Origin of the sequence: Streptomyces sp. SID11385, from assembly GCF_010548245.1 — a bacterium.
In the GTDB taxonomy this organism is placed as follows: domain Bacteria; phylum Actinomycetota; class Actinomycetes; order Streptomycetales; family Streptomycetaceae; genus Streptomyces.
On sequence record NZ_JAAGLR010000991.1, the window covers coordinates 1 to 2,507 of the forward strand.

At 75.5% G+C, this 2,507-nt stretch carries 2 protein-coding genes and 1 pseudogene; 2 read left to right on the forward strand and 1 reads right to left on the reverse strand.

Annotated elements, in window-relative coordinates; all coding sequences use genetic code 11:
• Positions 1-505 (forward strand): annotated as a pseudogene (locus G3I42_RS30280) (hypothetical protein); the annotation flags it as partial.
• 159 nt (positions 506-664) lie between these two features.
• On the opposite strand, the gene G3I42_RS30285 reads toward G3I42_RS30280, so the two are convergent.
• Positions 665-1,270, reverse strand: coding sequence for a histidine phosphatase family protein (locus tag G3I42_RS30285; protein ID WP_164290942.1), 606 nt, complete (start codon positions 1,268-1,270; stop codon positions 665-667).
• Positions 1,271-1,605: 335 nt separating this feature from the next.
• Here G3I42_RS30285 and G3I42_RS30290 point away from each other — a divergent pair.
• Positions 1,606-2,507 (forward strand): phosphatase PAP2 family protein (locus tag G3I42_RS30290; RefSeq protein WP_239096780.1); only part of this gene is annotated, 902 nt, incomplete at its 3' end.

Genomic DNA, 2,507 nt, shown 5'->3' on the forward strand with positions numbered 1-2,507 from the left:
GCTCGCCGCGCCGCACCTGCTCTCGCTGCTCGCGCTGCGCGAGGCGAGCGGGCGGGCGGGGCTCGCGGACCGGGCGGCCTGCGAGGAGGCGCTGGCGCGCGCCCACCGGCTGTACGCGAAGGGGCCGGGGCCCGACGACCCCGAATGGCTGCTCTGCTTCTACAGCGAGGCGGAACTCGACTGGCTCGAAGCGCAGTGCTGGGGCAGCCTCGGCGACTGGCCCCGCGCGATCGCCCACGCCCGCCGCGCCGCCTCCCACGCCGCGACCCGCACCCCGCACCTGACGCGCAACCAGGCCCTCTACACCGCCGAACTCGCCCAGAACCTCAGCGCGGCCGACCACCCGGAGGAAGCGGCGACCACCGGCCGCGCCGTCCTCCACCTCCTCGACCGCCAGGTCCGCTCCTCCCGCGTCGACGCCCTGCTCCGCACGACACGGGGGCGCCTGGCCCGGTACGGGGGCCGCGGAAGCGGCGAGGTGGAGCGCTTCCTGGCGGCGGCCTGACCACCCCGAGGCCCGCAGGGCCGACCGGCGTCGGCCGAGCCGAAGGGAGCGCGACGGTGTCGAGGCGCCCGTCGCGCGCAGGTCGCGAGGAACGAGTGACCGAGCACGTCGGGTGACTCGACACCGGCACCGGCGCTCCCGGAGGCGAAGCCGACGCAATTAAAAGAGGTGCGCGGTGTCGTTCCAGGTGTCGATCGCCGGGCGGCCGTACGCCCAGTCCAGTACCGACAGCGACGCCGGGGCCAGCCTGATCCGTGCCCCGAAGTCCAGCGGCTCGCCCAGCCAGCGCGCGCACACCGCCCGCAGCACGTGCCCGTGCGCGAAGAGCACCACCGTGCCGCCCACCGCCCGCGCCCACTCCACGACCGAGTCCACGCGGTCCGTCATCTCCGCGACCGACTCGCCGCCGGGCGCTCCGTCGCGCCACAGGAACCAGCCGGGGTTCCGCTCCTGGATGCGGGCCGGCGTCAGGCCCTCGTACTCCCCGTAGTCCCACTCCATGAGCGCGTTCCACGGCTCGGCGCGTCCGCCGAACCCGGCGACCTCGCACGTCTCGGCGGCCCGCGCGAGCGGCGAGGTCCGCACCACCGCGTCCGGGAGCCCGGCGAAGGGCTCCCCGCGCAGCCGCTTGCCGAGCAGCGCCGCGTCACGCCGGCCGTCGTCGAGCAGCGGGATGTCGGTGCGCCCGGTGTGCTGCCCGGAGCGGGACCAGGCGGTCTGCCCGTGGCGGACGAGCAGGACACGGGCGGCGGGCGACGATGACATGACGGGGTCTCTCCTGTACGGGTGCGAAACGGGGCGCGGGGCGTACGGCTCGACGGCGCGCCGCCCCATCATCGCGCAGTCCCCGGCGCCCGCTCCGCGCGGGTTCGTCCCGCTTGGGCGGGGTGCCCGGGTTCTTCGCGGGCGGCGTGAGCTTTTGAAACCCCGGGAGAACCGCCCCGAAAGCCCACGTGACGCGCGAGGATCACACGTCACAGGGACCGGCCCCGGCACAAGGGCGCATCCGTACGTAAAGTGGGCCGCCGCGCCGTAGCGAGGTCTGGGTGCGGCGGGCGCGGGCACCCGGCCTGGAACGGCGGAGCGAGGAGAACGAGCGGATGCAGCAGACGGAGGCCCCGGCCCCTCTCGGGCCCGGCCCTGTACGCCGGAAGCCGGAAGGAGCGCCCGCCGATCCCGCGACACCCGCGGACTCGGCGACGTCCGCGGACCCCGCGATACCCGCCGGTCCCCCGCCGCCCGCGCGGCCGGTCCGGCTGCGCTGGTGGAGCGAGATCTGCCTGCTGGCCCTGCTGTACGGGGTCTACTCGGCGGGCCGCCTCTTCGCCCGCGGCGGCGTGCGGGACGCGATAGGCCACGGCCTCGCGGTGCTCCGCGTGGAGAAGTTCCTCCACATCAACCTCGAACACCCGCTCAACCGCCTCTTCACGCGCGAGCCCTGGCTCGGCATCCCGGCCGACTTCTGGTACGCCTCGCTGCACTACCTCGTCACCCCGCTCGTGCTGATCTGGCTCTTCCGCGCCCGGCACACCGTCTACCGCGCCGCCCGCACCTGGCTGATGACCTCGACGCTCATCGGCCTCATCGGCTTCACGTTCCTGCCCACGTGCCCGCCCCGGCTGCTCGCGGCGGGGCACGGCTTCGTCGACACCATGGCGCAGTTCAGCGACTGGGGCTGGTGGGGCGGCGAGGCGAGCGCGCCGCGCGGCCTCGGCGGCATGACGAACCAGTACGCGGCGATGCCGAGCCTGCACGTCGGCTGGGCGCTGTGGTGCGGCTACCTGCTGTGGCGGCACGCGCGCCCGCGCTGGATGCGGGCCGCGGGGATCGCGTACCCGACGATCACGGCGCTCGTCGTGATGGGCACGGCGAACCACTACCTGCTCGACGCGCTCGCGGGCGCGGCCGTGATGGGCGCGGGCGCGCTCCTGACCCGCCCGGTGCTGCGCGGCGCCGCGCGGGTACGGGAGTGGCTGCGGCCCCGGCTGCGCCCCGCGCTGCT

Bases quoted from the DNA above. Each gene is read 5' to 3' on its own strand.
- G3I42_RS30285 (WP_164290942.1), bottom strand. From the start codon at position 1,270: ATGTCATCGTCGCCCGCCGCCCGTGTCCTGCTCGTCCGCCACGGGCAG.